General features: G+C 43.4%; 20 protein-coding genes. 11 read left to right on the plus strand and 9 right to left on the minus strand.

Annotated features, from left to right (window positions below):
- Positions 1 to 139: IS3 family transposase (locus HQR03_RS03165; RefSeq protein ID WP_173239105.1), on the plus strand; the 139-nt coding region annotated here is incomplete at its 5' end.
- Between the two features lie 109 nt (positions 140 to 248).
- On the opposite strand, the gene nagZ is transcribed toward HQR03_RS03165, so the two are convergent.
- Positions 249 to 1331, minus strand: a complete 1083-nt coding sequence (gene nagZ / locus HQR03_RS03170) for a beta-N-acetylhexosaminidase (protein ID WP_173239106.1) — start codon at positions 1329 to 1331, stop codon at positions 249 to 251.
- 801 nt (positions 1332 to 2132) lie between these two features.
- Here nagZ and HQR03_RS03175 point away from each other — a divergent pair.
- Entirely contained in the window at positions 2133 to 4343 is a 2211-nt protein-coding gene (locus HQR03_RS03175) for a carboxy terminal-processing peptidase (RefSeq protein ID WP_173239107.1), read from the plus strand.
- Positions 4344 to 4808: 465 nt separating this feature from the next.
- On the opposite strand, the gene HQR03_RS03180 is transcribed toward HQR03_RS03175, so the two are convergent.
- On the minus strand, positions 4809 to 5294 hold the full coding sequence (locus HQR03_RS03180; protein WP_025651686.1) for an FKBP-type peptidyl-prolyl cis-trans isomerase: 486 nt from the start codon (positions 5292 to 5294) through the stop codon (positions 4809 to 4811).
- A 326-nt stretch (positions 5295 to 5620) separates the two neighbouring features.
- Between HQR03_RS03180 and HQR03_RS03185 the strand changes: the two genes are divergently transcribed.
- Complete coding sequence (locus HQR03_RS03185; protein ID WP_173239108.1) at positions 5621 to 7630, plus strand: M61 family metallopeptidase; 2010 nt, start codon at positions 5621 to 5623, stop codon at positions 7628 to 7630.
- 146 nt (positions 7631 to 7776) lie between these two features.
- Here the strand turns inward: HQR03_RS03185 and copM are convergent, their stop codons facing one another.
- Both copM and HQR03_RS03195 read right to left on the minus strand, forming a co-directional pair.
- Entirely contained in the window at positions 7777 to 8637 is an 861-nt protein-coding gene (gene copM, locus HQR03_RS03190; protein ID WP_025651684.1) for a CopM family metallochaperone, read from the minus strand.
- A gap of 605 nt (positions 8638 to 9242) precedes the next feature.
- Complete coding sequence (locus tag HQR03_RS03195; RefSeq protein ID WP_173239109.1) at positions 9243 to 9857, minus strand: pseudouridine synthase; 615 nt, start codon at positions 9855 to 9857, stop codon at positions 9243 to 9245.
- A gap of 692 nt (positions 9858 to 10549) precedes the next feature.
- On the opposite strand from HQR03_RS03195, the gene icd reads away from it, so the two are divergent.
- Positions 10550 to 11809: an NADP-dependent isocitrate dehydrogenase gene (gene icd / locus HQR03_RS03200; RefSeq protein ID WP_025651682.1), complete on the plus strand. Its 1260-nt coding sequence runs from the start codon at positions 10550 to 10552 to the stop codon at positions 11807 to 11809.
- A 318-nt stretch (positions 11810 to 12127) separates the two neighbouring features.
- Here icd and HQR03_RS03205 read toward each other — a convergent pair whose 3' ends face one another.
- On the minus strand, positions 12128 to 14347 hold the full coding sequence (locus HQR03_RS03205; RefSeq protein WP_173239110.1) for an NADP-dependent isocitrate dehydrogenase: 2220 nt from the start codon (positions 14345 to 14347) through the stop codon (positions 12128 to 12130).
- A 691-nt stretch (positions 14348 to 15038) separates the two neighbouring features.
- On the opposite strand from HQR03_RS03205, the gene HQR03_RS03210 reads away from it, so the two are divergent.
- The 5 genes from HQR03_RS03210 to HQR03_RS03230 all read left to right on the plus strand — a co-directional run bounded on the left by HQR03_RS03210 (position 15039) and on the right by HQR03_RS03230 (position 20727).
- Complete coding sequence (locus tag HQR03_RS03210) at positions 15039 to 16415, plus strand: GNAT family N-acetyltransferase (RefSeq protein WP_173239111.1); 1377 nt, start codon at positions 15039 to 15041, stop codon at positions 16413 to 16415.
- 113 nt (positions 16416 to 16528) lie between these two features.
- Positions 16529 to 17023: a chorismate--pyruvate lyase family protein gene (locus tag HQR03_RS03215; protein ID WP_173239112.1), complete on the plus strand. Its 495-nt coding sequence runs from the start codon at positions 16529 to 16531 to the stop codon at positions 17021 to 17023.
- A gap of 345 nt (positions 17024 to 17368) precedes the next feature.
- Positions 17369 to 18625, plus strand: a complete 1257-nt coding sequence (glyA, locus tag HQR03_RS03220) for a serine hydroxymethyltransferase (protein ID WP_173239113.1) — start codon at positions 17369 to 17371, stop codon at positions 18623 to 18625.
- Positions 18626 to 18730: 105 nt separating this feature from the next.
- Positions 18731 to 19480: a type 1 glutamine amidotransferase gene (locus tag HQR03_RS03225; RefSeq protein ID WP_173239114.1), complete on the plus strand. Its 750-nt coding sequence runs from the start codon at positions 18731 to 18733 to the stop codon at positions 19478 to 19480.
- 119 nt (positions 19481 to 19599) lie between these two features.
- Entirely contained in the window at positions 19600 to 20727 is a 1128-nt protein-coding gene (locus HQR03_RS03230; protein ID WP_173239115.1) for a hypothetical protein, read from the plus strand.
- Between the two features lie 77 nt (positions 20728 to 20804).
- On the opposite strand, the gene gltS is transcribed toward HQR03_RS03230, so the two are convergent.
- The 4 genes from gltS to HQR03_RS03250 form a co-directional block, all read right to left on the minus strand.
- On the minus strand, positions 20805 to 22079 hold the full coding sequence (gene gltS / locus HQR03_RS03235; RefSeq protein ID WP_173239116.1) for a sodium/glutamate symporter: 1275 nt from the start codon (positions 22077 to 22079) through the stop codon (positions 20805 to 20807).
- 117 nt (positions 22080 to 22196) lie between these two features.
- Positions 22197 to 22544 (minus strand): barstar family protein, encoded by a 348-nt coding sequence (locus HQR03_RS03240; RefSeq protein WP_173239117.1) that lies wholly within the window; start codon positions 22542 to 22544, stop codon positions 22197 to 22199.
- Between the two features lies 1 nt (position 22545).
- Complete coding sequence (locus tag HQR03_RS03245; RefSeq protein WP_173239118.1) at positions 22546 to 23310, minus strand: ribonuclease domain-containing protein; 765 nt, start codon at positions 23308 to 23310, stop codon at positions 22546 to 22548.
- Positions 23311 to 23433: 123 nt separating this feature from the next.
- Positions 23434 to 24735, minus strand: coding sequence for a glutamate-5-semialdehyde dehydrogenase (locus tag HQR03_RS03250; protein ID WP_173239119.1), 1302 nt, complete (start codon positions 24733 to 24735; stop codon positions 23434 to 23436).
- 534 nt (positions 24736 to 25269) lie between these two features.
- Here HQR03_RS03250 and HQR03_RS14120 point away from each other — a divergent pair.
- Positions 25270 to 25593, plus strand: a complete 324-nt coding sequence (locus HQR03_RS14120) for a hypothetical protein (protein WP_201582397.1) — start codon at positions 25270 to 25272, stop codon at positions 25591 to 25593.
- 337 nt (positions 25594 to 25930) lie between these two features.
- Positions 25931 to 26731 carry an ABC transporter ATP-binding protein gene (locus HQR03_RS03260; protein WP_025651670.1) on the plus strand — a complete coding sequence of 267 codons (801 nt, stop codon included), beginning with the start codon at positions 25931 to 25933 and terminating at the stop codon, positions 26729 to 26731.
- Positions 26732 to 26866 lie beyond the last annotated feature (135 nt).

A 26866-nucleotide genomic window follows, 5' to 3' on the forward strand; every position in this document is an offset into this window, starting at 1 on the left:
TTATATTAAGAAGCCGAAAACCATTGAAGATTTAGAGAAACAGATTCATGAGTATATGCATTATTATAATCATGAGAGAATTCAGCTTAAACTAAAAGGACTGAGCCCTGTACAATACAGAGCTCAGTACTATCTTTAATTAAACCGTCCAAGTTTCGGGGGTCAGTTCAAAGGTGCGGTTTTTTATTTGCCATGGTTTTAGTAGGGATTTGGCATGTATTTATGGTTAACCAAAAAATGACAGGCTATTATTTATAGACAGTAGGATCTTTTGATGCCGCATGATCTGTAGATGGCTGCTCTGCCGAGGTATTAAAAAAGGTCTGAGTGACGTTCTGCTTTGCTTGCTGCCAATAGTCAAACTGCTGACAAGTCGCCTCAAGATTACCTTGCCAAACGGGTATCTGCCCGCACATGGTTTTGATACGTTTTTGATTGGGGTAGGGCAAGTTTTGCGCCGCTTCGGCCGCTTCATGAGCCGCAACTCTATCATTGCATACCAAAGCAATGTCGCAACCAGCTTCAATTGCAGCTTTGACGCGCGCGCTAACATCCCCAGCTGCTTGCGCGCCTGCCATAGATAAATCATCAGAGAATAGAACGCCATCAAATTTTAGCTCATCACGGATGATGTCTTGCAGCCAAATTTTAGAGAATCCCGCTGGCTTGTTATCCACCTGTGAAAAAATCACGTGCGCTGGCATCAAGGCATCAAGCCAAGGCAGCGTTTGGGCGAACGGCTGCATGTCACTGTGCATAATCTCATCCAAACTGCGGCTGTCGATCGCTTCTGATACATGAGAATCAGGAGCGATGGCGCCGTGACCGGGGAAATGCTTACCAGTGGTTGCCATGCCAGCCGCTTTCATACCGCGCATAAACTGGGTCGCCAAAGCCGTAATGGCTTGCGGCTGCTGATGAAAGCTACGGTCACCAATCACTTGGCTAATACCGTCTGTGTCGAGTACCGGTGCGAAGCTCAGATCTATGCCCACGGCCAGCACTTCTGCTGCCATTAGATAGCCACAGTCATAAGCGCAGCTAAGCGCACGGCTAGGATCTTGATTAAATAACTCACCCAGTCGCCCCATCGCGGGCAATGGGGTAAAACCTTCACGTAATCTTGCGACGCGCCCACCTTCTTGATCAACACCGATCAAGATATCGGCGTTGTGATAGCGTATATCGTCACACAGTGCGCGCACTTGCGCGGCATCTTTGACATTTCGGCCAAACAAGATGATCCCACCAACTTGGGCTTGTTTGATTAAACTCACATCTTCAGCAGTCAGTGCGGTACTATCAATATCAATCATTAAGACGCCATACATCGCGTGATCCTTATTATGTTATATCAGTCATCTATTCTAAAGCCATTATTGCATCAATCAGCGTACAGTACGGTCTGCCTAACTGCACGCAATTCCCTTTGTAACAGAGGCAAATAGAATCGACTATTCAGTGTTATATTATGAGCTCAGCGCACCATCAATCAGGGTAAATAAGCGCAATAATCACTCACTATTATCGATATATTATGACAGCTATTGTGAGCTGCGCATAATCTACTGGTTAAATTGACCGAAATGAATGACCGATATCTGTCAAGCAGCGAGCAGCAGCCATCGCTAATAAATATGCTAGAAAGTTTGGTATGTACCGAGGTAAAGTGTAATATTGCTTATACAGATTGAGACAGTTGCACATTTATGCTCATGCTAGTATTGATTGATTTTTTGCAAGACGTTGGCAGTATTTTGTTCAACGATTAATATGATAAAGCAGTCATTTCATTAAGTAAAAATATCATTACGTAATAGCAATGCTGAAGTCTTATAGTCATTCCACTATAAAAGTATTACAGCGTTAACCTCGCTTGAAGTATCACATATACATCTACACTCGGTTGCCTTGTACTACTTTTAAATTGAATCGACTATATAAAGTATCTTTTTTGGCAGTTGTCAAATTCATAACAAGGTTAATGCAATATAAAGTGAATGCCATAAAGATGGTTTGTGAAAAGCAGCGCTGTAAGAGAATAACTAAATTTGATGCATAGGGAATGACCGAGCAAATTCTTTCGATGAAAATTAATAATACTTTTAACTTAAAATAACTAGGTAGATATGATGAAAAAACAACCAGCACAGTGGTTACTCAGTGCAGCGTCAGTGGGCATCGCCGGTCTTATTCTTACTCAGAGCTACGGTACCGCAGTGGCAGATACCAACACTGAAGGTTTCGTCCAGACACCTGAACAAAAAGTCACTACTCGTCAGGTCGCCGCCTTGCTTGATCGCAGCCATTATCTCAATCAGTCTCTCGATAGCAAAACAGGCAGCGAAATTCTGTCTATGTATATTGATAGCCTTGATCCAAACCATACTTTGTTTTTGCAATCTGATGTTGATGAGCTAAAGAAAAAATATGCCGCCGAGTTCGGTGATCGCCTCAAACGTGGTGATTTGTCTGCAGGGGTAGAGGTATTCGAGCGCTATCGTAAACGCTCAAACGAATATTTTGCCATGGCAAGCAAAATGCTAAAGACGGATCTGGATTTGACCAGCGATGAGACCATCGTCCTTGACCGCGAAAAGCTTAGCCATTTTAAGACCAAAAAAGAACAGCGTGATTATTGGGCGCGTCAGCTGAAGTTTCAGCTGATGAGTATCACTTTGGGTCAAGAAGATGAAAAAGCCAAAGAGCAAGTTTTCTTAAATAATCCAGACATCACTCGTGGTCAGGATTTGATCCGTAATGATGAGCGCACGCCCAGTGAGATTTTGCTCAATCGTTTGTCACGTCAACAAGAGCAGTTTAAGCGTCTCAAAGATGACGAAATCATGGAGACTATCTTAAACACAGCGATGCTGACTTATGATCCGCACAGCAATTATTATGCACCTATTCAAGCGACAGAGTTGCAGATTCAATCCAGTCTACAGTTAGAAGGCATTGGTGTTTCTATCCGGCCAGATCGTAAAAACCCAGACTATACACGCATCGTGACCTTGGTAGATGGTGGGCCAGCGGCAAAAACGGGACAGATTAAGCCCAATGACTTGATTGTTGGTATCGCCAAAGACGGCAAAAACATGACCGATGTAGTCGGTTGGTCGACGCGTGAAATCGTCAGTCTCATTCGTGGTAAGCGCGGTACTTCAGTCACGCTCAAGCTACGTCAGGCCAGCGCACCAGAAGCCAGCGCCCGTACCGTCACTGTGGTGCGCGATATTATTCAGCAAGAAGAATCAGGCGTTACCCAGCGCGTCGTAGAAGTACAGCGTCCGAATATCGATAAAACACCCAAGCGTATTGGCGTCCTTGAGATACCAAGCTTTTATTTGAACTATCAGGCGCGCCGTAACGGTGAAGATTATCGTAGTGTCAGTATCGATACCGAAAAAGCGCTCAAAGAATTGAATAAAGAAAACATCGATGGCCTCGTGGTTGATTTACGCAACAACCCTGGTGGCTCGTTAGATGAAGTGGCCAAAATGCTCGGCTTCTTTATTAAGAGTGGTCCACTGGTCCAAATCCGTGACAATCGCGGCAACATCCAAGTGTACCGTGACGACGATGGTGGCGAACAACTCTATGACGGCAAGATGGTGGTCATTACTAACTTAGCGTCTGCCTCTGCAAGTGAGATTTTTGCTGCCGCCATTCAAGATTATGGCCGTGGTTTAGTGGTCGGCAGTACCACAACTGGCAAAGGCTCTGCCCAGATTCAGCTGGACAATTTAGCCTTGGGTTCAGCGACCTTAACCCAACGTAAATTCTATCGTATCACCGGCGGCAGTACGCAGAATAAAGGCGTAGTCCCCGATGTCGAATTGGTTAATATCTATGACGATGCTACCTTTGGCGAGCGGGCACAGAAAAAAGCGCTGCCTTGGGATACCATCAAAACCGCGCCTTATAAGCCTGAAGGTAAATTCACTAGCGATACGTTAGCGACGCTGAACCAGCAGTCTACAATTCGTCAGCAAAAGGATCCACAGTTTATTTACTTATCTGCGTTAAATGACATTCGCGATATGGATGATGAGAAAAAGCCTGTCAATCTCGATATCAATAGCCGCCGTGCCAAAATGCAGCTGATCGAAAAGCGTTCATTAGAAGCGGAGAATAAACGCCTCATCGCTACAGGTGAGCGTCCGTATGCCAACTGGAATACTTATCAGGCGGCGATGGATGCGAAGTTTGAAGAGCGTAGTCAAATGAAAGCCAATGAGCGTCCAGAGCTACCTGAAGACGAAGCTTTTATCAATGAAGCGGCTTATATTATGCTCAGCGCTGATTCAAAAGCAACGGTTAGCCCTGAAGAGAGTCTATAGTAGCCGTATATGAGCGAACCATAAAAGCAGTCATATAAACAACCATGTAAGCATATGCTTACATGGATTGACGCTTCGACCTCTTACTAACCTTGGGTCAATCTGCGATTATAACTGTACGGCACGATTGAACGAAACAGTTCATTGATACTAGGGATTGGTATCTTAAAGATCGCATCAGGGATAGATGGTTTGCTAATTAGGGATAATAAGGCTGGATGCCTGCTAGTTATAGGATGCCTCGGGATTAGGTATCATGTAGCGTTAACATGGATGGTTGGTGATAAAAGCCGCATAGCGCTCGTCGTTATGCGGCTTTGTTACGTTTGGGATAAAGTATTTTTATAGATAAGCCGTAAAACATAAAAAAAGGCCAGTAGACGTATCTACTGACCTTTTACAATAAACGACAAGCTTCATCGTACTCGCTTATCGTTTAAATGTTTTCTAATACTCAAATAGAGATTAGTGCTCAACACCGCCTGCGCCATGGACATGGCCGTGGTTTAGTTCGTCTTCAGTCGCTGCACGTACTTCTTGAATTTCAACATCAAATGTCAAACGCTTACCAGCTAGTGGATGGTTGGCATCAACGACCACTTCGTCATCATTTACTTCAGTAACCGTCACCAACATTACTTGGCCACCGGCTTCTGACTGGAATTGCATACCAGGCTGGATGTCATCAACGCCTTGGAAGTTATCGCGTGGCACATGCTGTACCGCTTGTTCTTGGTATTCGCCGTAGCCATCAGCAGGCTCAACGACAGCGTTTACTGTTTCGCCAGCAGATTTGCCTTCTAGTTGTTTTTCTAGGCCTGGGATGATGTTGCTGTGACCATGTAGATAAGCAAGTGGCTGACCTTCTGGTGATTGGTCAAGCACGTTGCCTTCGTCGTCTTTTAGTGTGTAATTGAATTTGACGGCAGTGTCTTTTGCGATAGTAGTCATAAATTATCCTAAATATATCTGTGTAAAAAATTAAATACGGTTGCAATAAACCTAAAAAAGCCAATCGGCAAGCCAGATAGCCACGTCATTAGTCAATTATCATCAGTTTATTAAAGTAACTTTAGCAGTTAGCATCTTTAATTGCGATGGCTCACATAACTTTCAAGGGAAAAGTGATAAAAAATGCAAATTAATATCATAATTTATGAAAATAAACGTTGTTTTCTATCATTTACAGAGTAGCGTGCTTGTTTTTTCTGGTTTGCCCGTTGCGTTTTCGGTTAAGGACTTCTACCATAACGATAAAAATAAAGATGAGAAAGACGATGAATTCATTTACCAATAAAGCTGATATCAATAGTTCTAACACCGACACTCCCAATAATAAGTCAATAAGTACGACTTCAATCAGTGAGAATGCTGAAATCGTAGCCGATAGCAGTTATCGATTCGATTTTGAGCGTTTTTATGAGCACTTAGTAGATGTGTCGCTTACCTTTACAGCAAACGTAGACTCACCAAAGCTGTGGTTGCCAGCATGGATACCGGGTAGCTATCTGATGCGCGAGTTTGCCCGCAATATTACCGCAGTACATTACCAAATCACTGACGACAATAATAAGAGCGTTGAGATACAGCGCGCGGTAAAGACAGACAAAAATACCTGGCAATTACCAAAAGTTAAAGCAGGGCAGACCGTAGACGTCCATTATGAAGTCTACTGTTATGACTTGTCTGTGCGCACCGCCTACGTCGATCAGCAGCGCTTATATGGGAACTTTACTTCTTTAGCGCTAGCGGTAGATGGGCAAGAGCAGACGCCTATACAAGTAAGCTTGATAGTGCCAGCCACATTCTTGGCGGATAAACAAGAAAGCCGTGTGCTCTTAGCTTGTGGTCTTGAATCTACCCATTTACGACTTGATGGGCAGCAGTGCTTTGCACTACAGGCAAACAGCTATCACGAGCTGATTGATTATCCTTTTGAAATCGCTGAACAGGATAAATTTGACTTTATTGTCCAAGACCATGCGCATCAGACCCTACCTCACCGTTTTTATCTGTCGGGTAAGCATAATGCCAATATGGGTAGGATACAGCAAGACGTCACCCACATTTGTCAGACGTATCTAGATTGGCTGGGTGATGCACCCTTCAACGACTATACGTTTATGACTTTTGCCAGTGGGCAAGACTACGGAGGTCTTGAACACATCAATTCGACCAGCCTGATTACCCCGCGTCGCGACTTGCCCAGTATTGACGAACCCAAAGTACCCAGCAGCGATTATCAGCGTTTTTTAGGCTTGTGCAGCCACGAGTACTTTCATGCGTGGTGGGTCAAAACCGTACGCCCCGATGTCATGTTGGATGTAGATTTGCGCCGCGAAGCTTTTACACCGCTGCTTTGGGTATTTGAAGGTTTTACTTCTTATATTGATGATTTTATGTTGCAAGCGTCAGGGGTGATTGATAAACCAAGTTATCTCAAATTACTGGCTGAACAAATCAATCGCTACTATCAAACGCCTGGACGCGCCTATCAAAGTGTCGCTGAGTCGAGTTTTGATGCATGGATTAAATTATATCGTAATGATGAAAACACAGGTAATGCTGGGATCAGTTACTACAATAAAGGCGCATTGGTGGCGCTTTGTTTAGATTTAACTTTACTCGAAAAGAGCAACGGTCGTTATCGGTTATTTGATGTGGTCAAGGCTTTTTATAACCAAGCAACGCAGAATGACAATAGACGGATTGGTATCAGCAGTGCCGATATGGGCAAAGTTGTCGGGCAATTTATGGCGCTTACTGACTGGCAAGAGTTTGAGCGCCGCTATGTCAATGGGGTGGAAGAATTACCCATTGAAGCATTATTAACGGCAAACGGCATAAAAATACATGTTAATAGCAAAGAAACTGCCGATAAGCATGTGCCTTGGGGTATGCGCTGTAGTGAGACGCCAGCTGGACTGAAGGTCAATCGCGTGACGCGTGACAGTGTGGCTGCCAACGCTGGTATATCGGCGCATGATGTCATCATCGCTATTGACGGTATCAAGGCAGACACCAAGCAATTAGCGTCGCTTATTAAAGCAGAGCGTGAGGTTGAATGTTACCTGTTTCGTCGCGATGAGTTGATGTGCGTCAGCGTACTACCTAAAGCGGTGCTTAATAGTGCAAAACAGCAGAGCATAGACGACAAAACCTTTCCGCACAAAGTAAGCTTGTACTTAGCAAAGACAGAGTCAGTATCAGACGATAGTAGTGACCATTCAACCGTACAGCCAAGCTGGCAGGTATGGCTTGATGTCATGGCACGTCAACAAGCGTAAATAGAGCAGTTTTAACATACTTAGAACCGTAGCTATGATTCAATATGTCCGAGTAAAAACAAAAACCCCTGCTAAGCATTTATGATTAGAAGGGGTTTGATGTGATAGCTTGTACATTTATCGGTACCGATTGAACCATATTCAATTTAGATAGCAGGTTGCTCAGCAGGTGCTTTAGTGGATGCCTCATTTTTAACAGTAGCGTCATTGCCAACAGTATCGTTACTAACAGCGTTGTTATTAACCTCGGCGGTTTTGTTAGCGGCAATCCAGTTTTGCATGCGTTCAATTTCAGACTGCTGGGCATCGATGATATCTTGAGCCAATTTGCGCATCTCGGCATCAGTACCGTACTTGAGCTGTATTTTTGCCATGTCTACAGCGCCCATGTGATGGGGCAACATACCTCGTGCAAACGCCATATCAGGGACAGGGTCAGCGATACCTAGCATCATGTCATCATGCATTGCATCCATGCTCTTGGCATAAGCTTGCTGCATCGCTTGAGTATTAGGCTTGGGTTTAGCTGCATCGGGATGGCCAGCGAGCCATTTATTCATAATGTCTATTTCAGCTTGCTGCGCCGTTATGATTTCTTGCGCCAGCTCTCGCATGGCGGCGTCAGTACCATACTTTAGCTCGATTTTTGCCATGTCTAGGGCGCCGCGATGATGTCCCAGCATACCTTTCGCAAAGGCAGTATCAGCATCGTTATAGACCATGCCGATCATCATCTCATCATGCATTCTCGTCATTGACTTGGTGTAGTCTTGGAGGATATCCGTCATTTGCATCTCATCCGCCATTGCATCGCCACCTGTCATATCGTGACCTGCGTGAGCATCCATGTCCATGCCTTCATGATTCGCAGGCATCTCAGTCGATGGTGTCGCCACTTTTTCTGTAGGCATCCCCTCATCGTTCTCGGTTGCTGGCTGACAAGCGCTCAGTATAAGTGCCGCAGCAATGCTGGTGGCGAACAAGGCGAAACGACGCGAAGGAATCATGACATATCCTTAAAAGAGATAAGAGGAACAATAAATAGAGGCAAAGTCAAAGTACGCCACTAATATGGCACTAAGGCAGTGAAGTGCTGAATCTTAGCAGATAAACCTTACCAGTTCGAGACGCTATGTTTAACAGGTCGTAATATATTTGCTCGATTTCATGACTGAGCTCTCTCAAGCAGATACGTGTGTCGATTTATCCATTATCTTATTTATATTATCTGTTGTTGCTATCTATACTCGAACACGTGATAGTTGGTAGATATTATTCATAAAAGTGATAATTAATGTTAGGGTCTGTTGAACATTCAAATATTAGGACTGCTGATCGCTAAAATCGCATCAAACCTTTTATCAAATCAGGCGTAAACCGACGATAATGTCGAGACCTTAGCTAGGTTTACAACAATGTTTGGGGTGATTTTAGTATCAGCCTTTCAGGGCAGGGCTATTTTTTACCAATACATGGCGAAATTGTCTAACCTAGAACGACTAGTCGTCAAAAATTTCACTGCGTATTGTCTAAAAAATAGACGCTGCCAGTACCACATTTGAATGTTCAACAGACCCTCATAATACCGACATCAAAATGATGTTAGGTTCGATTAATTATGAACACCCAATTCTCGCAGTTTTGCACTGTCTAAATGGATACGCACAAACTCACCAACTGCCAGTTCTCCCAATTCAAAGCCTGCCACTGACCAACGAATAAGACGCAGACAAGGCAAGCCAACATGCGCCGTCATGCGTCTGACTTGACGATTCTTACCCTCATAAATCGTCAGCATCAACCATGATGTGGGTATGCTTTTACGCTCACGAATAGGCGGGTCACGTTGCCAAAGTGGCATCGGTAAATCCTCTTCACTAAGCTGTTTGATGTCGGCAGGCAGAGTTTTACCATCTTTAAGAATCACGCCTTGTCGAAGCTTATCACGTTGCTCGGCAGTAGGAGTACCTTCAACTTGTACTAAATAAGTCTTACCTTGTTTACGTCCAGCATTGGCTTTTGGTGGATGAGTAATGGCTTTATTAACCCTGCCATCACTCGTCAAAATCAGTAACCCTTCAGATATCGCATCTAATCTGCCAGCAACGCGCAAAGACTTATCCGTGAAATATTCCGATAGGGTGGTGTGGTCGTTGTTGCTGTCATCACGGAACTGACTTTGCACACCGTAAGGCTTATTAAACAGAATGAGACTGGTGGTCGACATAAAATAGCATTTCCTAAATAAAGATATTGATAAAGCATGAAAGGTAAGAATTAGACCGATTATGAAGCGGCTGATAACTTAATTAACGTTATTGTAATCAAAAAAGAACACACAACAAATAATGTATTAACTTATCAGCCATAGCCTATGAAGGTGCGCTTTTATGTCTACAGTAAAACCATGTTATAATAGTGGTATTTATAATATTGATACTTGCACATGAGTTATGCGCTAGAAAAATTGTTGCGCAGCCCTTTATCTTAGTACAATGATTAGGATAGCACATCAGATTTGTACAGTTACCTAGGCTTGTAAATTATCAATAATTATTAAGTTTATATAAAGTATTTTTGTTATTTTACTTATTTTCATAATTTTTTTGCTGATGTTATTGTTAACTGGCTTTTCTTTTCATTGCTCAGTCTATGGCTATTATTAAAATTTTTTTCAATTTTTTATGTTAAAGCATTGAGTGCCATAATGTGAGTTCAGAATGGATTTGCAAAATGCCCACATTTAAGAGCCGTAAATATAAGATCGTAAGTACTTGATTTTTTCTCGCTTAGCTAAAGACGTGAATTACGTATAACTATAACCACGCATAACCATAATAAAGTAGCGCAAGCATAACGGATCGCCTAGAGTACCAATGAAACTTGCGACATCCAACATACAACCAAGGAGTTTTATCCATGTCATATGATAAGGTTATCGTACCTAGAGACGGCGAAAAAGTAACCGTCAACGCTGATTTATCGTTGAATGTCCCCAATCATCCCATTATTCCCTTCATTGAAGGCGATGGAATTGGGGTAGATATCACTCCGGTCATGGTCAAGGTGGTTGATGCTGCAGTTGATAAAGCTTACCATGGCAAAAAGTCCATCATTTGGATGGAAGCGTATTTGGGCGAAAAAGCGGCCAAAATCTATGATGGTGACTACCTGCCAAGCGAAACGCTAGAGATCTTAAAAGATTACGTGATCAGTATCAAAGGGCCATTAACCACGCCAGTAGGCGGCGGCTTCCGCTCATTAAACGTCGCTGTGCGTCAAGAGCTTGACCTCTATGTATGCCAACGTCCCGTTCGCTGGTTTGAAGGCGTGCCAAGCCCCGTGCAGCATCCTGAGCTGACGGATATGGTGATATTCCGCGAAAACTCAGAAGATATCTATGCCGGTATCGAGTGGAAAGCGGGCAGTGATGACGCTAAGAAAATCATCAAGTTCTTAAAAGAAGAGATGGGCGTGACGAAGATTCGTTTCGACGATGACTGCGGCATTGGCATCAAACCTGTATCCAAAGAAGGCTCGCAGCGTCTAGTGCGTAAAGCCATTCAACACGCTATCGATAACGATTTGCCGAGTGTGACTTTAGTGCACAAAGGCAATATCATGAAGTTCACCGAAGGCGCGTTTAAAGACTGGGGCTATGAATTAGCCGCAGAGCGCTTCGATGCAGAGTTGTTAGATGGTGGCCCTTGGATGACGATGAAAAACCCAAAAACGGGTAATGACATCATTATCAAAGACGTCATTGCTGATGCCTTTTTGCAGCAAATTCTGATGCGTCCTGCCGATTATTCTGTCGTCGCCACGCTTAACCTAAACGGTGATTACATCTCTGATGCCCTAGCGGCTGAAGTGGGCGGTATCGGTATTGCACCGGGTGCCAACAAAGGCGGCGCAATCGCTGTCTATGAAGCGACTCATGGTACTGCGCCTAAATATGCTGGTCAGAACAAAGTAAACCCCGGCTCGTTGATTCTATCGGCTGAGATGATGTTACGTGACATGGGCTGGACAGAAGCCGCTGACCTCATTATCAATGGTATTCAAGGCGCTATCGCTAATAAAACGGTCACTTATGACTTTGAGCGTTTGATGCCTGATGCTATTTTGCTCAGCACTTCTGAGTTTGGTAAAGCAATCATTAAGCACATGGATGCCTAGTCATCGCTTTATGATGAGCTAAAAGCAATTTAATATAAGCTGTTGAAAAAGCCATTTACAATCATGTAGGTGATTTTTTTATGCTGATGTTATAACTATGGTCAAGGAATTTTAGAATCGCTACGATACTGCTGATATCAATTTTTTGTCCCCTCTGTCTGCACAGACCCTATATAAGCACTATTACCTTTTTATCTACAGACAATAAAAAACACCCCACAACTCTATAGAGCTGCGGGGTGTTTTATTGTTTTTAACTGACGCTAGCTGCAAAAGTATAAAGAAGTAACGTTACTTAAGGCTAGCCAGTTAAATCTATTACAACGATGCCAACGCTTCATTGAATAAGGTGCTTGGACGCATGACTTTTTCAGCCAATGCTTCATCTGCGAAGTAGTAGCCTTTGATGTCTACCGCTTTGCCTTGAGCATCATTAAACTGTTTAATAATGGCGTCTTCATTGCTCTCAAGCTTTTGCGCTAGCGGGGCGAATTGCGCTTTAAGATCTGCATCTTGGTCTTGTGTGGCCAGCTCCTGAGCCCAGTACATCGCCAGATAGAAATGGCTACCACGGTTATCTAACTCACCGGTTTTACGTGACGGTGATTTGTCATTTAGCAGCAACGTTTCAGTGGCTCTATCGAGCGTATCTGCTAAGATTTGCGCTTTAGCATTGTCATCGTTTTTGGCCAAATGCTCCAATGACTCCGTCAAGGCTAAAAATTCACCCAATGAATCCCAACGTAGATGGTTTTCTTCTACCAGCTGCTCAACGTGCTTGGGTGCAGAACCACCAGCGCCAGTTTCGAACAAACCGCCGCCTTTCATTAATGGTACGACTGATAGCATCTTAGCACTGGTTCCTAACTCGAGAATTGGGAATAAGTCAGTGAGATAATCTCGTAGAATATTACCTGTGGCAGAGATAGTATCCAGACCGCGAGCGACGCGCTCTAAGGTATAACGCATGGCGCGCACCTGTGACATGATTTCAATGTGCAGACCGTCAGTATCATGGTCTTTCAAATACATGTTAACTTTTTTGATTAGCTCGTTCTCGTGCGGACGGTACGGGTCTAACCAAAAGATGACGGGAGTATCTGACTCACGCGCACGGCGAACGGCAAGTTTCACCCAATCTTGGATAGGCTCATCTTTGACTTGACACATGCGCCAGATATCGCCTTTTTCTACATCTTTTTCAAGCAATACTTCATCGGTATCAATATCTACAATACGGGCGATACCGGTAGCGCTAGACTCAAAGGTTTTGTCATGTGAGCCATATTCTTCTGCTTTTTGTGCCATGAGGCCTACGTTAGGAACCGTACCCATGGTGGTTGGATCAAAGTTACCATGCCATTTGCAGAAGTTGATCATTTCTTGATAAATACGGGCGAAGGTAGACTCTGGCATGACGGCTTTACAATCATATAGTTTGCCATCAGCGCCCCACATTTTACCACCGTTACGAATCATCGCAGGCATTGACGCATCGACAATAATGTCACTTGGCGAATGGAAGTTGGTGATACCTTTTGAAGAGTCAACCATCGCTAGACGTGGGCGATGCTCTTGGCAGGCATGCAAGTCTTGCTCGATCTCTTCACGTTTAGAGGATGGCAGAGTAGAGATTTTGTCGTATAGATCAGCCATACCATTGTTGACGTTAATGCCTAATTCATCAAAAAAAGCACCGTGCTTGTCAAATGCATCTTTATAATAAATTCTAACCGCATGTCCAAACACGATAGGGTGCGAAACCTTCATCATAGTGGCTTTTACGTGCAGTGAAAACAAGATACCAGCTTCGCGGCAGTCTTCCATTTCTTGCTCATAAAACTCTAGTAGCGATTTTTTGCTCATGACCATCAGGTCAATGACTTCTTTATCAAGCAACGCAATTTTTGGCTTCAATACTTTCGTTGTACCATCCTCAAGTAACAGCTCCATACGCACGTTACGGGCTTTATCTAAAGTTATCGATTGTTCGCCATCATAAAAATCACCGCTGTGCATGTGTGATACGTGGGTACTTGACCATTGCTTCCACTCGCCCATAGAATGCGGATGCTTGCGCGCAAAGTTCTTAACGGCTTTCGGCGCACGGCGATCTGAGTTGCCTTCGCGCAGTACAGGGTTGACCGAACTGCCTAGACTTTTACCATAGCGCTGACGAATTTCTTGTTCTTCGTCGGTTTTTGGATCTTCTGGAAAGTCAGGGATAGCAAAGCCTTTGCTTTGTAGTTCTTTGATACAGGCTTTTAGCTGCTGAACAGAAGCACTGATATTTGGCAGTTTGATAATGTTGGTGTCAGGATCTTGCGTCAATCGACCAAGCTCAGCTAGATTATTAGGAACGCGCTGCTCTTCACTTAAATACTCTGGAAATTCAGCCAACACACGCGCGGCAACAGAGATATCAGTGGTTTCCACCTCAACCCCTGCGGTTTGGGTAAAGGCTTTGACAATAGGTAAGAAGGACAAGGTTGCTAGCGCTGGGGCTTCATCAGTTTTTGTATAAATAATTTTTGACATTATAGTAGTGTATCCCTTTAGGCTGTAGTTAATATTAATGCTTAAATCAATGGGTGCTTCTATAGAGACTCTCTGCGATAGTGGGCCATGCTTGGAGCAAATGTAACATGAGTAATCTTTTGGAGAGCCTCAAGGCAACTTAAAAATTTCTGTCGCTAACTGTGGTGAATCAAAACTAAAAATAGTACGTTGAGACAGTATTGTGATTCTCTACACAAAACTGGCTGACTAACAGCAGATTATAGTTGACCCACTATAGATCCAAGGCGATGTCAATCTCGCATAATGAACCAATTGTACTATTTTTATTCATATCTCATGTATACAAATTATATTAAGCTAATAATAGCCTTATTCTACCAGTCATGAGCTTTGATATCATCTTTTCTATACAATTACCGTTCTTTAAACCCTGTTTTTTGAGTCATCAGGTAACAGCAATTAATAGATATATCGTTCACCCTATCATTCATAAAAATAGTGTGCTCATTAGCTGAAAGCGCTCAATTAAAAATAGTACGGCTAGTTTCGTAAAGTCATCTACATTCGTGTGGCTGGCTTTTTTTATGCTATTTTGATATTAAGGCGTGCTACGTAATTTTCAAGAAATATGGCTATTTTTGCAAATTGTGACAGCAAAAGCGCTGATATTTGGTAGGCTAAACCCTTAAGAAAAAACAGTGTGGGTACTATGACTTTACAATATGCGCTACTCAGTGATACCAGTTGGCAGAGCCAAGCACAGTGGCAAGCGCCAGATACTCCTTTTATGTCATTTGATTTTTGGCAAGCGCTTAGTGATACTGGCGCAATTGGTGAGCGAGCAGGCTGGCTACCTATTTATATCTTGGTACATCGGGTAGAGGGTACTCAGAATGATGCCGTAGCAGAATCGGCTAAGTTGACAGAGGCAGCACCGGCAGACATAACGCATCCGGTAGCCGTCATGCCCGTGTTCATAAAAGGTCATCATCAAGGTGAGTTTGTATTTGACCATTCGTGGGCACAAGCTTATGCTCAATACGGTCTCGATTATTACCCACGTCTGGTGACAAGTGTCCCTTACACCCCGATTACCGGACAGCGCTTGTGGTTAGCAGAAGGCGAGAGCTTAACTGCAGACATTATAAAGACGGCGATTGCTGGCGTTGATGATGTCGCCCAGCAAGTAGGCGCGTCGGGCTGGCATGGATTGTTTGTCACAGATGAGCTGTCCTCGCTTGCTATCAACTCTATGCCGACTAAGATTGATATAGAAAAAGCGCTCGCCGCCCAAAAGAATGACTTAGCGAGCAAGCCTATCGCTACGCCTACTACCACTATCATTGAAATGCCGATACTTGAGCGTCAAGGTTGTCAGTTTTTATGGCAAAATAAAAATCTTAGCCAAGACAGCCAGCTGTTTATGGATTTTGAAGGATTCTTGGCGACATTAAAAGCCAAAAAACGCAAGACTATTCGGGCTGAGCGTCGCAAGGTCGGCGAGCAAGGCATTAGCTGTCAGCGTAAGTGTGGTAACGACATCACGGATGAAGACTGGCAAGCGTTCTATCATTGTTATGTGATGACTTATGCGGTACGTGGGCAAAAGCCATATTTGACCCTTGATTTTTTTATGGCGCTAGCCGACAGCATGCCTGAGCACATCATGTTGGCGCAAGCCATGGATGCCGATGGTGAAATCATCGCGAGTAGCTTATTCTTATACGATAAAGCGGACAGCGATAATGTTGATGATAATGCTACCTTGTACGGCCGCTATTGGGGCGCGCTTGGTGAGTATGATAGCTTGCACTTTGAGCTTTGTTATTATCAAGGGCTTGAGTTTGCTATCGAGCAAGGCTTAAGGTATTTTGATCCGGGCACGCAAGGGGAGCATAAGCTGGTTCGCGGTTTTATTCCAACGACCACTCACTCTATCCACCGTATTTATGATGTGCGCTTTGTGCCAGCGATTAGCGATTTTTGTGCAAAAGATAGCTTGCATATGGCGCAATATCGTCAGCAGGCCCATGAGGCATTGCCATTTAATGCCGATAATATGCCAGACTTTGATATCAATCGTTAATCCTCGATTTTACGAATATTGACTATTATTAATAGCTGCTTTTATCAATGTCGCTTTATTCACAGACACTCGCAGCCGTTTACTTTTTAAATTCTCACTATTAGCCGTCAACTATGCCCAGTAATCTTTTTGCTAGTCCTGCCACTTTTACCCCGCCCTCTGAGCTGGTATCTTGGCTTAATGCCGAAGGCTCTCTGACTGCGATGTTGGAACAAAGAGCAGGGCAACCATTACGAGTAGAACGCAGTTTTGAGGGCTTTCGAGCGCTAACATTGCAACAAAAACGACAATTAGGACTGCAAGGTTCAGCGCTAAATCGTCCGATGCTGGCGTGGGTACGCGAGGCGCAGCTATATGGTAATGATGAGCAACCATGGGTCGAGGCACAGAGTATCTTTCCGTTACCCAGTCTCAAAGGGCGCGCCCGTCGTCTGCAACAGTTAAAAGGCACGCCCATCGGATATGTGTTGTTTAAGCGCAGTCGTACTTTGCCCAATCAGCGCTTTATCCAACACACGGGCGCAGGCTGGCAACGACAAACACGTTATGATTGGTATGGGCGCACGCTACTGATTAGCGAAACGTTTTTAGCTTCATTTTTAAAATGAGCACGCGCTACTATATAAGTTAGGATATTAATAAAAATATTGTTTTAACCGTATGGGTGAGCCGCCAGTAAATACTTTATTTTATTGGCTATTTATCTGCGTGATATCGCCATTTAAACTGCTCAGCTTGCTGTGAGGTTTTTTTGCGCTCGCAGTACAAATTTTCATGTTACACTTAATCTTTAGCGATGATATCGATGCATTTATATGTCGAATTTATTGCCTATAATGGACGAGTTAATAACAAGGCCAATTGCCTTTGCTTGCCTATTTTACCTCCTTTTACTACTCGCTTCTTTTTCATAAACACTACCATTAACGATAGCCACTACCTAGGACATCACTATGTTTAAAGATATTTCTATCAAAGAGTTTGATCCAGTACTTGCTGAAGCCATGGCCGCAGAAAGCGTTCGTCAAGAAAATCACATCGAGCTTATTGCCTCTGAAAACTATTGCTCGCAAGCAGTGATGGAAGCACAAGGCACTGACCTGACCAATAAATACGCCGAAGGTTATCCAGGTAAGCGCTATTACGGTGGTTGTGAGCACGTCGATGTGGTTGAGCAATTGGCTATTGATCGTGCAAAAGAGCTGTTCGGTGCTGAGTACGTCAACGTTCAACCACACTCGGGTAGCCAAGCAAACTCTGCGGTATTTTTAGCCTTGCTTGAAGCCAATGACACGGTACTAGGCATGAGCCTAGACGCTGGTGGTCACTTGACTCATGGCGCCCATATTAACTTCTCAGGTCTGAACTACAACGCCGTACAGTATGGCTTGGTCGAAGGCACTGGCCTTATCGATTATGACGAAGTTGAGCGTTTGGCAAAAGAACATAAGCCAAAAATGATTATCGCTGGTTTTTCAGCATATTCACAAGTGGTCGATTGGGCGCGTTTCCGTGAAATCGCGGACGAAGTAGGCGCGTATCTACTGGTAGATATGGCACACGTGGCTGGTCTTATCGCTGGTGGCGTGTACCCAAGTCCAGTACCATTTGCGGATGTGGTCACGACTACAACGCACAAAACCCTACGTGGTCCACGCTCAGGTATGATTTTGGCTCGTGATGAGAAGCTGGCAAAGAAACTCAACTCTGCGGTATTCCCAGGCAACCAAGGCGGTCCGTTGATGCACGTCATCGCGGCAAAAGCGGTTTGCTTTAAAGAAGCGCTAGAGGACAACTTCAAAACCTATCAGCAGCAAGTGGTCAAAAACGCCCAAGCAATGGCAAAAGTTATCCAAGAGCGCGGTTATGAAATTATCTCTGGTGGTACTGAAAACCATCTAATGCTTATCAGCCTAGTCAAGCAAGAAATGACCGGTAAAGAAGCGGACAAATGGCTTGGTGATGCACATATTACGGTGAATAAAAACGCTGTACCAAACGATCCAAAATCGCCGTTCGTGACGTCTGGTATTCGTATCGGTACGCCAGCGATTACTACTCGTGGCTTCAACGAAGCGCAAGCAGGTGATTTGGCAGGTTGGATCTGTGACGTGCTAGACGGTCGCGGTGATGAAGCGGTTGCGACTGAAGTACGCGGCAAAGTAGAAGCGATCTGCAAAGAATTGCCCGTTTACGAAAAAAACCAGTAAGCCAGTTGCTTCAATGGTAGCCAACGCTCTGTGAGGATTGGTTAACAAAAAAACCGCTTAGCGTTTGCTAGGCGGTTTTTATTTTTTTAACAAAAGGATAATTTGATGACGCTACGAATCCATGCTTTGTACCATGTTGATTTTGAAGAACTTAGCTATATTAAACAATGGGCAGATAGACAAGGTCACAGCATTGCTGTCACTCGTTTTTATAAAAATGATCCATTACCCGCTCAAGACAGTTTTGATTGGTTGATCATTATGGGTGGGCCAATGGGCATTCACGATGAAACAGATTTTCAGTGGCTAGCTGATGAAAAAGCTTTCATTCAGCAAAGTATCGAAGAAGGAAAAACGGTAGTGGGTGTTTGCTTGGGGGCACAGCTGATAGCAGATAGTTTGGGTGCAAACGTTGCGCCATCCGGTATAAAAGAGGTTGGCTGGCTGCCTATTCAATTGACCAAACATGGGCTTGCGCATCCGCTACTAAAAGAGCTACCAAAAGATGAGTTTACTGTATTTCATTGGCATGGCGATGGTTTTGAGTGTCCTGAAGGCGCTACGCCGATTGCAACGTCACAAGTTTGGGCCAATCAAGGTTTTATTTATCAAACACCAAAACATAAAGCGTTAGGTACGTGGGTACTTGGCTGGCAATGTCATTTTGAAGTCACCAAAAAGAGTATGGTAGATATGGTGGCGCATGGACAGCCGTATATACAAGAGGCAATGATTGAGCATCCTGACTCCGTTCAATCGGCTGATGAGATTGTAGAGTTAGGTGATAAGTATATTGAAGATAACAACGCATGGCTTTCAACAATCCTAGATAACTTGGTGAAATCTGGTCAATAATCTGTAAGCAATAAAAAACCGCCTAGTTTTTGCTAGGCGGTTTTTTTTGGATGATAAAATGATATAGATTATGACTTACAATCTAACTCTTAAATAGTAGTCATTACAGGATAATTAACATGACAGAATATAATATTGATAAATTACTCGAGCAGTTAGAAAAGCATCCTGACGATGACAAATTGTTAGCGAAAATTGCGCTTTACTATATCGAAAATCCAGAGGGCAATAAGGATTTAGAGTATCTAGAAAGAGCTTATCAAGTCAATCCTTCGATAGAGAATACTCATAATTTGGCATTTTGGTTGTATCATGAATATGGAGAGGAAATTAGAAGTATTGGACTACAGCGACAAGCTTTACTTTTACAGCCTAAGTCCTATTATCCTTATGCTAGTTATATTCTAATGCTTACTTTTGACGTTGGATATACAGACGATAGTTATTCACATAAACCTGTAAATCACTATGAGTTGGTTATAGAATATTGTTTAATAGCTCTCGAAAAATTTCATTCTACATCGGCTGAGCAGCATAAGGGACATCAACTGCTGCCTGTTAATCTATATAATAATATCGCTTGCACCTATGTCATGCTTGATAAACATGAAGAGGCATCAAAGTATTTTGTTAAAGCTCTGCAAGTACTTGAAGATAGTAATATAGGTTCTAATAAAGATAAAGTCTCACAATCCATACTAGATGAAAAAAAGTATAATATTTTACTTAATCAGATTAGACTACAAATCCTTATTGGACATCCACGAAAAGCTATAACGCTAATAAATCAATTAGAAAAAAATGTTCATTATGATAGTTTAGATATTGCTAATCTGTATGCAAGAGCATGTGCATATGATTTAGCGAATAAGATGATTCCTGAGAGTTACATGGATGACTCATGGGAATTGATATGGTATGCCATCTATAAAGCTGACAAAAATAAGTGGTATAGAATGAAAAAAGCTATGCTTAACGATGAAGTTAAATATTTATCTGAATCTAAAATTGATGCTGAAAATTATAGGCTAGAAAACAAGTTAGATTTACTTGAAGAAGAAAATGAAACTATAGAATATCTAAAAAATGTAATTAATAATCGAATAATTACACTAGAAGCTGATGGTGTTTCTAAGCCTAATAGTAGTATCAAAGCAGAGTTTAGTAGGGAATTTTTTGGTTGTTTATTATTCGGCTGTGAAGCGCATGATAATTTAATGAATGATAATTTTGCAACGAAAGCATAAAAATAACCAATAAAAAGGCTGGACTACGATTACGTAGCCCAGCCTTTTTTATTGATTTGTCTTTATTATTTAACCAATCACATAAACGGCAGTTTAGTAAATATCTGCAAGATCGTCGCGTTGACGATATCAACGAAGAAAGCACCAACCATCGGCACAATTAAGAACGCTTTAGGCGAGGCCAAGTAGCGATCCGTTACCGCCTGCATATTGGCAATCGCCGTCGGGGTTGCGCCCATACCAAAACCACAATGACCTGCTGACAGTACAGCCGCATCGTAGTTTTTACCCATCACTTTAAAGGTAATAAAGTAAACATAGATAATCATAATCAAGGTTTGCACCAGCAAAATAATCAGCACAGGGCCCGCTAAGTCAGTCAACTGCCAGAGCTTCAATGATAACAGCGCCATCGCCAAGAATAGACTCAAGGACGCATTACCAATGACATCGATAGCACGGTCAAACATATCAAAGTTGAAGACGATAGTTAACGAGTTACGAATAATTACCCCAGCCGCTAGCGCCCATACGAACGTTGGCAGTTGGAACCAAGTGCCTTCTGCGACGATGGTCATTATGTCGGCGAAAGCTAAGGCCGCCGCAAACAGTGCTAATGATTCAATCGTAGATGAGGCGGTAATAAGGCGGATGTTATCAGGTTTTTCAAACATCTCTTCCTGTCTATGATCCCCATCTTCGGTATGTTTGGTGCTGTATAACGACTGTTCGCCAGCCAGTTTTTCGACATCGCTTGGGTTTGGATTAGCCGGAGTCGGTTTTAGACCAAGACGTTGAATCAAGCGACGAGCGACAGGTCCACCAATGAGACCGCCGGCCACCAAGCCATAAGTGGCAACAGCGATACCGAGTGTCGTCGCACCGACCACGCCATACTCTTCTTCTAATACCACGCCCCAAGCCCCTGCCGTACCGTGCCCACCAGTGAGCGCGATAGAACCAGTCACCAGTCCAAGCAAAGGATCGAGTCCCAGTGCGCTCGCCATCGCGACGCCAACGACGTCCTGCAAAATGATAAACACCGAGACCACAACCGTGAAAATAAATAATGGCGAACCACCGGCTTTTAGTCGTCCAAAATCAGCACTGAGACCAATAGAGGCAAAAAACATCAGCATAGTCGCTGTTTGCAGACCTTGATGAAAGTTGAAACTGTAGCCCCAAATTAAGTTAAGCGCGTAAACAATCATCGCGGCGACCAAGCCACCCACGACAGGCTCTGGAATATTAAAATCCTCTAATACCTTGATTTTTTTAATCAAAAAACGTCCGAGTAATAGCACGAACGTTGCCAAGATCAGCGTGTAATATCCATTTAAAGTAATTTCCATGAGTTGATCCTTTTTACAAATATAAATTAACCTGAATGTAGGACAGAATCAGTGCTGTCTTACATTTAGGTTTTTTCAATAAGGCACTAAAGCATGTCATCGATGACACACCCCAAATTATTTATCTTTACTCGATACCACAATCCATAACTGCGGCTTACCAAAATCTCTATACGCATCTTCGATGATACTTTTAAATATAGTAAAGTCTTCAGTATTTATGTTTTTTACCCTTGTTAAATCAAGCTTTAACTGCGTGACCTCGCTATCGGTTAAGCAGTCCCATGCACTGTCCCAGTTATGCGAAAAGTAGCTAGGAAAATCACAGGCTTTAGCCAAACTGACTAAAAGTGCGCGCTTATCAAGCACCTCATCGAGTGGAATGTCGATAGCGTGTGCAGGAACAGAAGCGATGTCGTTAAGCTCGCTGTTGGCTGAGTCAATATAATAAATGGCGTCACTCATCTTAATTCACCTCCAGTTTGCTAAAGCTATCATAATGGTCCACCGTCAAATAATAAATGGTCGGCGGGTTGCCACCGGTGACAATGCGCCGCGCCCCGCGATGAGAAACGCCAGGGGTAGGGACGGTATATTCGTGATAGTAGCCTTGCGACTGAGCAGGTAGTAGGCCTTCGCGATTATAGAACGTCGTGCCATCTTTATTTGGATAGGGAAACGGCCCGCCTTGCTTTATCAGCGCAATGGTAGTGTCAATCTGTGCATCACCAGTAATGGCTGACGTCTGTGCTTGACCCGCTGCTATAGAGGAAGTCTGTGATATGGGCGTCGACTGAGTATTGTCAGCAAGAAGGGTGGATTTTAGATCGGCAAAGAAATAAACCGCTACCGCTATGATCGCAATCAAACTAAATAAAGTCGAGAGCGGGCTTTTTTTCTTTTGATGACTACGACTCTTTTTAACATTATTATTTTGAGTCGTGTGGCGTTTATGCTGCTGGCGGTCTCGTTCAGTATTATTGGAGGAGCGGGCAGCAGATGTGATGTCTGAGGTTTCTAAGATACTCAAGTCTTTGGAAGTGACTTCAGTGGCGCGTAATTGGTTTTTGTCATTACGCTGACTATGAAAATAGACACGTTGGCCTTCGCTGATGGGCTGTGACAAGCGCACTGTACTCACATGAAAAAACACGTCTTCGTTTTGATTATCCACATCGATAAAGCCATAGCCTTTATCTTGGTTCCAGTGCTTGATTTTGCCACTTTGCATCAGTATGTCATCCTCTAAGCTTCCTGTTTTTATAACTCATAAAAAACGCCAGCAATTAAGCTGACGTTTTTTTTGGATTATACGTTAATTTAGACGGTAGATGATAGGGCGGAGCGCAATAAATTAGGTGCGTGTCTCACCATGACCATAAACGATCCATTTTTGTGAGGTCAAACCTTCTAGTCCAACAGGACCACGCGCATGAATTTTGTCGGTTGAGATGCCAATCTCTGCACCCAGACCATATTCAAAACCATCAGCAAAGCGGCTAGAGGCGTTAATCATCACGCTGGCTGAGTCTACTTCGCGGATAAAACGCTGCGACTTGGTATAGTTGTCAGTAATGATAACGTCGGTATGCTGGCTGCCATGGGTATTGATATGCTCAATCGCTTCATCGATACCCGATACCACTTTCACCGCTAATATAGGTGCAAGGTACTCTGTATCCCAGTCTGCGCTAGTCGCCGCTGACAAATGCCCTTGAAGGGTAGCATTGTCATTTAAGATAGCCTGTGCTTTATCATCAAGGCGCAGTTGCATGGCATCATCAGCTTTTACGATAGCTTCAGCAATTTTTGGTAATAGCTCATTGGCAACTGATTCATCGACCAAGAGGGTCTCCATGGTATTGCAAGTACCATAGCGATGGGTTTTGGCATTGACGCTGACTTTGATAGCAATCTCAGGATCGGCATCACTGTCAATAAAGGTATGGCAGTTACCATCTAGATGCTTAATCACAGGAACTTTGGCATCGCGGCTAATACGCTCAATCAAACCCTTACCGCCGCGTGGCACGATTACATCGACATATTCTGTCATCGTAATCAGCTCGCCGACAGCAGCGCGATCGGTCGTTTGTAGTACTTGCACACTGTGCTCAGACAGTCCGACTTTTTTTAGACCTTCTAAGATACATTTGGCGATTGCTTGGTTGGATTCGAATGCTTCAGAACCACCGCGCAATATAATCGCATTGCCCGACTTTAGAGCAAGAGAGGCGGCTTCCAATGTGACGTTAGGACGCGACTCATAAATCATACCGACCACGCCGAGTGGTACACGCATTTTGCCCAAATGAATCCCTGATGGCTGGTAAGTCATGTCAGTGACTTCGCCGATAGGATCAGGTAACGCCGATACGTCTTTTAAACCTTGTAGCATACCGTCGAAGCGCGCATCGTTTAGCTCTAGACGGTCAAGCAAGGCGGCGTCTAAGTTGTTTTTTTGACCATTGTCCATATCGATTTTATTGGCAGACAAAATATCCTGTTTGGCATTCATCAGGACGTCATAAATCGACATCAAAGCGGCATTTTTGTCACCCGTATTGGCCGCAGCTAAAGCACGTGATGCGGCGCGCGCTTGTTTGCCAACAGATTGCATATAGGTGGTAACGTCTGTGGTGTTCGATTGACTCATAAATCTTTTTCCTTATATTTCTAATTTAACGATTCGTAGACTAAGTAATGACAGACACTCAATTTTTATCAAAGGGTTACTTCTATCAAATCATTGCTTTGATCAAATGATCAGTTTTATTAAATCATTATTTCTATTAACTGATTAAAAGTAACTAAAATAGCTGCAAAAATACCTAAAAAGGCAGAAAAACTGCCAAATATCATCAATAGTCTACAAAAAATGGTTCTGAGCGCGATTATAGCGCTATGTCATTTAACATAGAGCAGATTAGGTCGATAGTAAAGTTGAATTTGTGAACAGAACCCGCTTTACAAAGCGCTTATAGAGGTTTTTTATAGCGAGGTGGTTGTAATCGCTAACCTAAAATAAAACGATATGAGTGTCATTACAAAATGAATTGATAATTACGTGTTTTTAACAGAACTGCGCTGCAATTACTAAGGATACCAGTGCCGATGGTCAGTATAGTAACGACTAAGTCTACAAATTGTTGACTATCAATTTATCGATTAACGAGCATGGAGAAGGACAATGGCTATCATTAATGACAAGAATGACAAAGGTAAAAAATGGTTGTATGCCACGCTAGCCGCTGCAACCTTAATGCTAGGCGCTTGTGCTGATAAAGAAGCAACAACGGCTGAGGCCGGTACCGCGACTGACGCCCAAGTCGAAGTCGAGCAAGGCGCCACTGGTGTCTCAACGGCTGACAAAGCGACAGAAAATGATATAGCCATTGCTAGTGCCGACGATGAGGCTATGGCAGTGGGCAATAAAGATGATGTGGCTGTCGCGACTGCTGACGACGACGTATTAGACGGCTCTGAACAACAAGAGCACGTCTCAACCTATTAAATGAGTACGTCAAAAATCGTCTCAAGACGTCAGGTTGAAGTATGATGACTCGATGCTCAGATAAAACAACGTCTTGTACGCTAAAGTGATAAAATAAAGCCCAGCGTTTAAATGCAGTCTGGGCTTTTTTGTGCCAGTCATTTATTGGCTGATTCATGAGCCAATGCTGTGCAAAGTTTGCGTTTTCTCTGCATTATAGGAGACAATACCTCTCTTATGGCACATCAGTCATCGCGCTATCATATAAAGCGGTCTATAGAGCATTGATTTATACTATATATATAGTGCTGTTTTTTATTTTCGTATTCACTCATATTTATTGGAAGTCTGCTGAACCATGCTTGATATTGCAAAAAATCCGACTCGGCCTATCGCCTTAGATTTACAAGACGTCCATAAAAGCTATGGCTCATTGGCAGTACTAAAAGGGGTGTCGCTCACCGCCTATGATGGTGATGTGATCTCTATTTTAGGCTCGTCTGGCTCTGGTAAATCTACCTTATTGCGCTGTATTAATCTGCTTGAAAAGCCCAATCAGGGTCGTATCATCATTGGTAACGACGAGCTGATGTTAAAGCCCAGTAAATCAGGTGAGCTTCAAGCCGCAGATATCAAGCAATTAGAGAGTTTGCGTGCGCGGGTGGGCTTCGTCTTTCAGAACTTCAACTTGTGGCCACACAAAACGATTTTGCAAAACATCATCGAAGGGCCAACGCAAGTTTTAAAGATTAAAAAAGATCAAGCCATTAGCGATGCTGAAAAACTGCTCGATAAAGTGGGTCTGCTGGATAAAAAAGACGCTTATCCTGCCAATTTATCCGGTGGTCAGCGCCAGCGCGTCGCTATTGCCCGTGCCCTTGCTATGCAGCCACGAGTATTATTGTTTGATGAGCCAACGTCAGCGTTAGATCCAGAGCTGGTGAATGAAGTACTGGCGGTCATGCGTGAATTGGCAGAAGAGGGGCGCACCATGCTAATCGTCACTCATGAGATGCGTTTTGCCCGTGAAGTCTCCAGCCAAGTCGTATTCTTACATCAAGGAATCGTTGAAGAGATGGGTACGCCCGAACAAGTCTTTGATAATCCTACCTCTGAGCGTGTCAAAGACTTTATGGCATCGCATCGTCAACACCTATAACCACTGACGCTTGACCAATAATATTTAGCCAATGACATTTAGAATGATGATGCATTCCGATAAAACGTATCGTCGCTCATGGTGATTAAGCTTTTATTGCACATGGGCTTATGCTGCGCAAACTGCTGATTGGTA

The organism is Psychrobacter okhotskensis (assembly GCF_013248965.1).
In the GTDB taxonomy this organism is placed as follows: Bacteria; Pseudomonadota; Gammaproteobacteria; order Pseudomonadales; family Moraxellaceae; genus Psychrobacter; species Psychrobacter okhotskensis.

Bases quoted from the DNA above. Each gene is read 5' to 3' on its own strand.
- nagZ (WP_173239106.1), bottom strand. From the start codon at position 1,331: ATGTATGGCGTCTTAATGATTGATATTGATAGTACCGCACTGACTGCT.
- HQR03_RS03175 (WP_173239107.1), top strand. From the start codon at position 2,133: ATGAAAAAACAACCAGCACAGTGGTTACTCAGTGCAGCGTCAGTGGGC.
- HQR03_RS03180 (WP_025651686.1), bottom strand. From the start codon at position 5,294: ATGACTACTATCGCAAAAGACACTGCCGTCAAATTCAATTACACACTA.
- HQR03_RS03185 (WP_173239108.1), top strand. From the start codon at position 5,621: ATGAATTCATTTACCAATAAAGCTGATATCAATAGTTCTAACACCGAC.
- copM (WP_025651684.1), bottom strand. From the start codon at position 8,637: ATGATTCCTTCGCGTCGTTTCGCCTTGTTCGCCACCAGCATTGCTGCG.
- HQR03_RS03195 (WP_173239109.1), bottom strand. From the start codon at position 9,857: ATGTCGACCACCAGTCTCATTCTGTTTAATAAGCCTTACGGTGTGCAA.
- icd (WP_025651682.1), top strand. From the start codon at position 10,550: ATGTCATATGATAAGGTTATCGTACCTAGAGACGGCGAAAAAGTAACC.
- HQR03_RS03205 (WP_173239110.1), bottom strand. From the start codon at position 14,347: ATGTCAAAAATTATTTATACAAAAACTGATGAAGCCCCAGCGCTAGCA.
- HQR03_RS03210 (WP_173239111.1), top strand. From the start codon at position 15,039: ATGACTTTACAATATGCGCTACTCAGTGATACCAGTTGGCAGAGCCAA.
- HQR03_RS03215 (WP_173239112.1), top strand. From the start codon at position 16,529: ATGCCCAGTAATCTTTTTGCTAGTCCTGCCACTTTTACCCCGCCCTCT.
- glyA (WP_173239113.1), top strand. From the start codon at position 17,369: ATGTTTAAAGATATTTCTATCAAAGAGTTTGATCCAGTACTTGCTGAA.
- HQR03_RS03225 (WP_173239114.1), top strand. From the start codon at position 18,731: ATGACGCTACGAATCCATGCTTTGTACCATGTTGATTTTGAAGAACTT.
- HQR03_RS03230 (WP_173239115.1), top strand. From the start codon at position 19,600: ATGACAGAATATAATATTGATAAATTACTCGAGCAGTTAGAAAAGCAT.
- gltS (WP_173239116.1), bottom strand. From the start codon at position 22,079: ATGGAAATTACTTTAAATGGATATTACACGCTGATCTTGGCAACGTTC.
- HQR03_RS03240 (WP_173239117.1), bottom strand. From the start codon at position 22,544: ATGAGTGACGCCATTTATTATATTGACTCAGCCAACAGCGAGCTTAAC.
- HQR03_RS03245 (WP_173239118.1), bottom strand. From the start codon at position 23,310: ATGCAAAGTGGCAAAATCAAGCACTGGAACCAAGATAAAGGCTATGGC.
- HQR03_RS03250 (WP_173239119.1), bottom strand. From the start codon at position 24,735: ATGAGTCAATCGAACACCACAGACGTTACCACCTATATGCAATCTGTT.
- HQR03_RS14120 (WP_201582397.1), top strand. From the start codon at position 25,270: ATGGCTATCATTAATGACAAGAATGACAAAGGTAAAAAATGGTTGTAT.
- HQR03_RS03260 (WP_025651670.1), top strand. From the start codon at position 25,931: ATGCTTGATATTGCAAAAAATCCGACTCGGCCTATCGCCTTAGATTTA.